We start from the raw sequence: 5914 nt of genomic DNA on the forward strand, positions 1-5914 counted from the left end.
CAGGCCTTTTTATCTGGGGCGCACAACTCGAAGCCGGTGCATTCGCCACCAGCTACATCCCCACAGTTGCCAGCCAAGTAACGCGCAGCGCAGACGTTGCGACCATGACAGGCACGAACTTCTCTAGCTGGTATAACGCTGCTGAAGGTAGCTTTGTATTTGAAGGTTCAACGCAACTTGAAGCAACAAGGCACTTTCTTAACGGACAGACAACCAATGACCGCTTTTTATCGTCATCCGCCGCTGGCTCTATCAGCATAAGCGACTTAACAAACTCAGCCGTTGGTGGAATTATTGCGGCTAACACCACATTTAAGGCTGCTGTTTCTTACGGATTAGGGGGGTTGGCGGCTTCGCTTAATGGCGGCACAGCAGGGACAAGCGCGTACAGCGGAGTTTTTGCCTCTGTCAATGAGCTTCAAATTGGTCGGCGTGGGGCGCTTTATATAATCGGCCACATCCGCCAAATCGCGTACTACAACACGCGGCTTACAAACACCGAGTTGCAGACGCTCACCGCACCGCAGATGATTACGACACTCAGCCTCGATTTCATCAACGGAATATACGACGCATGACAAACTATACCTTCGACCAGCTTCTCGACTTCACGCGCACAACGTCAGGCACGTTCGTCGGCAGCAATGGGCTGATCCAGACCACGCCAGCCAGCGTGAACTTGCTGTTGCAGACGCAGCAGTTTGATAACGCTGCTTGGTCGAAGGTCCGGACCACCATAACAGCCAACTCGACTGTTGCGCCTGACGGCACTTCTACGGCTGACAAATTGGTTGAGGACACGACTGCGTCTAGCACTCATTTTACAAGCCAAAGCGCCAATTACACGGCTGGCACTACATATACGCTCAGTGTGTCAGTTAAGGCAGCGGAGCGGAGTTGGTTTGATATTCAACTTCCTGCCGCCCTTATGGGGACAATACGAAACGCTTTCTTTGATGTTAGTAACGGGACTGTAGGGACAGTAACGAGCGGGGTCACAGCGGCAATCGTTTCCACAGGTAATGGCTGGTATCGCTGTTCGGTTACATTCACGCCTACCGCAAGCGCGGGCACGGGTTCCGCATTTTTGTTGGCAAATGCTGACAATTCCATTTCCTACACAGGTGACGGCACTTCAGGTTTGTTCCTCTGGGGCGCACAGCTTGAAGCTGTCCCCGCCGCCAATCTGGTGTTGGGCAGTGAGCTTGTCACGAACCCCGGCCCGTTCTCTGATACGACCGGATGGACTGCTGCGCTAGGTACGCTTTCCACTTCTTCTGGTTCGCTTGTGTTGACTGTCCCAGTGGGTGGTACTTCCGCCCGTGCGGTTTCGTCTGCCATGAGCGGTCTGACTATCGGGGCCACATACTACATAAGTGTTTCTGGCGTTTCTGGAACCGCGGCAGCTAAAAGTATTCGCATCACGACGAACGCAGATGGAAGCACGGGGGCTTTGTTTACGCAATTAATCACGGGAACTTCAATAACGTACAGCTTTGTGGCTACTGCGACCACACACTACCTTGCCTTAATCGTGACTGGTGCAGCAGAAAACCAGACGTTCTCTGTATCTCAGGCGTCTGTGAAGCAGATCACCGCAGTCACGGGCATGCCGTCCACCTACACACGCAACAACGGCGGCAGGTTCCCGCCACGCTTTGACTACGACCCCGTCACGCTCCAGCCAAAGGGCATCCTGATCGAAGAGGCGCGGACGAATTTGGTGACGTACAGTGAGCAGTTTGATAACGCGGCTTGGTCTAAAATAAACTCTACAATCACACCGGATGTGACAACGTCACCAGACGGAACTGTAGATGCAGAGAAGATGATCGCCGCCGACGGAATTGCACTAAATTCTTCTTCCATACGCAGTGCGTCAATCTCCAAGAGCGCAGTTGCGACAACATACACCTACACCGCTTACGCAAAAGCCTCTGAGTTCAATCGCGTTAGGCTCTACGTTCAAGATGCGGCAACAACGGCAAACATCTCAGATGTCACTGTATCCCTTGTAGACGGAAGCATAACCAGCGCCGCACGAACAATAGGCGCGTTTTCTTCTGCCAGTGCTGTTGTGCTTAATGCGGGCGCTGGTTGGTGGCGCGTCTGCCTTACATTTACTTCGTCAACAGAAACGGCTTTGTTTGCCCGCATCTACACTGCCGACAGCGTTGCCGCAACAGGCGACGGCACAAGCGGCATCTTCATTTACGGCGCACAAGTCGAAGCCGGAGCATTCGCCACAAGCTATATCCCCACGGTCGCAAGCCAAGTAACACGCGCCGCTGACCAGTGCGCCATCGTCGCACCGATGTTCGCGCCTTGGTACAACCAGAGCGAGGGGACGTTGGTTTCTGAGTTTAGTTCGTTCTCGCCAACCAGCGCCAGCAACGCCGCTTGGACTATTTCTGACGAGACGAACTCCAACCGTTGGTTTGCTTTTGCAGTAAGCAGCACCATCAGGAGCTTTATGGCGACTGGGGGCGTGACACAGGCCAGTATTGATGTTGGTACTTATGCAGCTAACACAGTGTTTAAATCGGCATTTGCAATCAGCGCAAACTCGGTTCAATCCGCTGTTAACGGAACTCTTGGCACTGAAGACACCGCCGCAACCGTGCCAACGGTTGTAAGGCTGACAGTTGGTGCTTCCGCAATTGCCACAACGAATTTCCTCAACGGCCACATCCGCTCCATCCAATATTACCCCGTCCGTCTTGCGGACTTCCAACTACAGGCTTTGACAGCATGACCGACCTATATCTTAAAGCACCCACCCAAGAGGACATGGACGCCGCGTTGCTTGAGGCAGGCGTCATTGACGACGAGGGCAACCCAACGCCGGACTTCTCCGTTGACCAGATCGGTCCATTCACGAAGGTCATTGGCTACGACGCAGAGGGCGAGCCGATTGTCGAGAATTATCCCGACTGGCACACCAACCTTCGCGGTAGTTTTGACGAAGAGCAGTTGGCTTTGCTGACGCCGCTCAGCGTTGAACCGTCGATACCATACCGCGTGTGGGCATGAGCGACCTTTCCGTCAAACGTGGCGCGTGGACCCGCAAGGAGGGTCAGAACCCCGAGGGCGGCCTCAACGCCAAGGGCCGCGCGTCGCTGCGCGCTCAGGGCCAAGACATCAAGCCACCCGTCAGCGCCAAGCAGGCGAAGAAATCACCTAAGTCAGCAGCCCGCCGTAAGTCATTCTGCGCACGCATGTCTGGCATGCCGGGGCCGATGAAGGACGGCAAGGGCCGTCCGACACGCAAGGCGCTATCACTTCGTAAATGGGATTGTTGATATGAGCGATTTAGCCGTCTGGGACAAGAAGCGCCCGAAGGATCTTGGCAAGCCGAAAGACTTGTCGGTTAAGAAGAAGAAATCCGCTAAGGCGCGTGCCAAGGCGGCCGGACGCCCCTACCCGAACGCTGTTGATAATATCGCCGTGGCGAGGAAAAAGTGACGGAAAAATACTGCAAAACTTGTGACGCGACAAAGCCTATCGGAGATTTCTGGAAGGGCCAGTCCGCTTGCATCCCATGCAGTAAGCACAAACAGAAAACTTGTTGGGGCAGCCGCACTCCACTTAAACGGTTGGAACAGCACCTGAAGTACAAATACGGCATTTCGCACGCCGAGTTCTCAAAGGCTTGGGGAGATCAATCAGGCAACTGCGCGATATGCGAAACTGAATTGCCAGACCTTATGGTGTACGACAATCGTCGGCGCGGATACGCCATAGACCACAACCACGAGACAGGCGAGTTTAGGGGCATTCTTTGCTTAAAATGTAATTCGCTTCTTGGTATGGCATCGGAAAGCACTGACGTGCTACAGTCCGCAATAAAGTATTTAACAGCCAGAGGCTCATACGCTGCGGCCCGCAAGAAAGGTAAGTAAAATGGACGGTTTCAAAGACAGCACCAAGGTGAAGTACATGTGCGGCGGACCAGTGAAGAAAGCCACTGGCGGCGTCGTAAAGAAGTTTGATGGCGGCGGCGTGTACAACGAGCGCGGCAAACGCGCGACGGTCGCCGAGGTCGCGGCAGAAGGCCGCCGCGTGGAAAACGAAATGGCTGCGCGTACGGCGAAGCGCAAGCCACCCGCCGAAGGTATCTCAACCCGCCCAACTGACGCCAGCGGCCGTCGCATGACGAACGCAGAACTCGGCATGACACCGGGCGGCGTGAGCCCCGCCAAGAAGGCACCAGCAAAAAGCATGAATAGTGCGGCTGAACTCGGAGCCCTCGCCGCCAAGAAGAAGAAGGCCGTTCCCGCGCACAGCGACCGTCCGATGATACGCCTCCCAATCCCGCGCAGCAAGGGTGGCCTCATGGCAATGCCAAAGGGCAAGTGCTAATAACATCTAAGGCAGTCTCGGTATTGTAGCCGAGACTGCTTTCGTGTATGCGTGTCAGGTCAGAAATGCGCGCTCACGCTTGCGCGCTGCTGCGTTGAAACAGCGAGCAAAAACTTATGGCCTATTCAAACACAGTATCGCAGACGGTTTTCAATACCCGCAAAGTTATTGAAAATGCGGCGCGCCGCTGCAAACTGCCCGCGCAGTCGTTGACGCCCGAGCATGTGGACATCGCAAACGACCAGCTTTTCATGCTGCTGTCGGACCTGTCCAATCGCGGCATCCAGCTCTGGTGCATCGACAAGCAAATATACCCGCTCTACAACGGCGTTGGCGACGTCACCCTCGTCACCGGCACGCTCGACGTCCTGAACAGCAACTTGCGCACGCTGCAGCAAGTCACCGGCATCAATTACGACACGTCAACGGCACGTGAAGTAAACTTCACCACACCAACATTCGTCACCACCGTCGGCGTTAAGTGGGCGGCGGACGCCGTTCCGCTTGCCCTTGAGCGTAGCGATGACGGCATAACGTGGACCGTTGTCCAGACAGAAACACCGTCCGCAACGGCCGGACAGTGGACGTGGTTCGACCTCGAAAGCAGCGTCGCGACGACATTCTTCCGCGTACGCGCAACATCAGGCACTTTGAGCTTCAGCCGCGTGTATCTCGCCAACACGCCGACCGAAATCCCGCTGGCACGCCTCAACCGCGACGACTACACGAACTTACCAAATAAGTCGTTTCAGTCGAACCGACCCTTGCAATACTGGTTCGACCGTCAGGTTCAGCAGCCAATAATGCACCTGTGGCCGGTACCAAATCAAGAGGCCGAAGTGTACCAAATCGTCCTGTGGCGTCAGCGCTACATCATGGACGTAGGCACCATGACGGAAGAGATCGAAGTCCCGCAGCGCTGGTACGAGGCGATTGTGGCCATGCTCGCCGCGCGTCTGGCATTGGAGTATCTCGAAGTCGACCCAAGCATGATCTCGATGCTTGACGCGAAGGCCAAGGAGAGCCTGTACTTCGCGCAGCAAGAAGAGCGGGACAACAGCCCGATGATGATCCTGCCAAATATCGCAATGTATACGCGCTAAATGCCAGTAGAGGGCTTTCTCGACACGCGCGGAAAGAAGTGGCTGGCCGTAGGCCTCTGCGACCGATGCAAGCGCAAATTCCCCTTGGAGGAGTTGTGGAGCGACCGCAACAACCCAGCGCTGAAGGTGTGCCGAGACGACCTCGACGATTATGATCCGTATCGCTTGCCCGCACGAGCCGGTGAGCAGATTGCTTTGCGATACCCCCGTCCCGATGAGGCATTGAGCTGATGCCGCTGTACCTCAACACGCGCGGCAACCCGACACTGGGCATCGGCATTTGCGGTCGTTGCAGCCGCAAGTTCCCGCTGCACATGCTGCACTCCGATTACAATTCGCCGGGCTTGCGCGTCTGCGATGCCGACCGAGACCACCTCGACCCATATCGCTTGCCTGCACGCCAGACGGAGAACATCACGCTCCCGTTTATGCGTACGGACACGCCCATA

9 protein-coding genes are annotated in these 5914 nt (G+C 55.6%); all 9 read left to right on the plus strand.

The annotated features are described in order from the left end of the window. The coding region (locus ACIQ0Q_RS09870) for a hypothetical protein (RefSeq protein ID WP_395772764.1) at positions 1-578 on the plus strand (578 nt) is incomplete at its 5' end. After that, entirely contained in the window at positions 575-2755 is a 2181-nt protein-coding gene (locus tag ACIQ0Q_RS09875) for a hypothetical protein (protein ID WP_395772765.1), read from the plus strand. The genes ACIQ0Q_RS09870 and ACIQ0Q_RS09875, both read left to right, overlap by 4 nt. Next, positions 2752-3033, plus strand: a complete 282-nt coding sequence (locus ACIQ0Q_RS09880) for a hypothetical protein (RefSeq protein WP_395772766.1) — start codon at positions 2752-2754, stop codon at positions 3031-3033. Before ACIQ0Q_RS09875 ends, ACIQ0Q_RS09880 begins: the two co-directional genes overlap by 4 nt. Next, positions 3030-3302 (plus strand): DUF6321 domain-containing protein, encoded by a 273-nt coding sequence (locus ACIQ0Q_RS09885; RefSeq protein WP_395772767.1) that lies wholly within the window; start codon positions 3030-3032, stop codon positions 3300-3302. Before ACIQ0Q_RS09880 ends, ACIQ0Q_RS09885 begins: the two co-directional genes overlap by 4 nt. Before the next feature lies 1 nt (position 3303). Further along, entirely contained in the window at positions 3304-3465 is a 162-nt protein-coding gene (locus tag ACIQ0Q_RS09890; RefSeq protein WP_395772768.1) for a hypothetical protein, read from the plus strand. Next, complete coding sequence (locus tag ACIQ0Q_RS09895) at positions 3462-3902, plus strand: endonuclease VII domain-containing protein (RefSeq protein ID WP_395772769.1); 441 nt, start codon at positions 3462-3464, stop codon at positions 3900-3902. The genes ACIQ0Q_RS09890 and ACIQ0Q_RS09895 overlap by 4 nt, the downstream gene beginning before the upstream one ends. A 1-nt stretch (position 3903) precedes the next feature. Further along, positions 3904-4362: a hypothetical protein gene (locus tag ACIQ0Q_RS09900; protein ID WP_395772770.1), complete on the plus strand. Its 459-nt coding sequence runs from the start codon at positions 3904-3906 to the stop codon at positions 4360-4362. A 116-nt stretch (positions 4363-4478) separates the two neighbouring features. Next, the gene (locus ACIQ0Q_RS09905) at positions 4479-5465 is read left to right on the plus strand and encodes a hypothetical protein (protein WP_395772771.1); all 987 of its coding nucleotides are present in this window, start codon (positions 4479-4481) and stop codon (positions 5463-5465) included. 230 nt (positions 5466-5695) lie between these two features. Next, positions 5696-5914, plus strand: a 219-nt coding sequence (locus ACIQ0Q_RS09910) for a hypothetical protein (protein ID WP_395772772.1), incomplete at its 3' end; no start/stop codon positions are given.

It is taken from the genome of Arenimonas sp. (assembly GCF_044348765.1).
GTDB lineage: Bacteria > Pseudomonadota > Gammaproteobacteria > Xanthomonadales > Xanthomonadaceae > Arenimonas.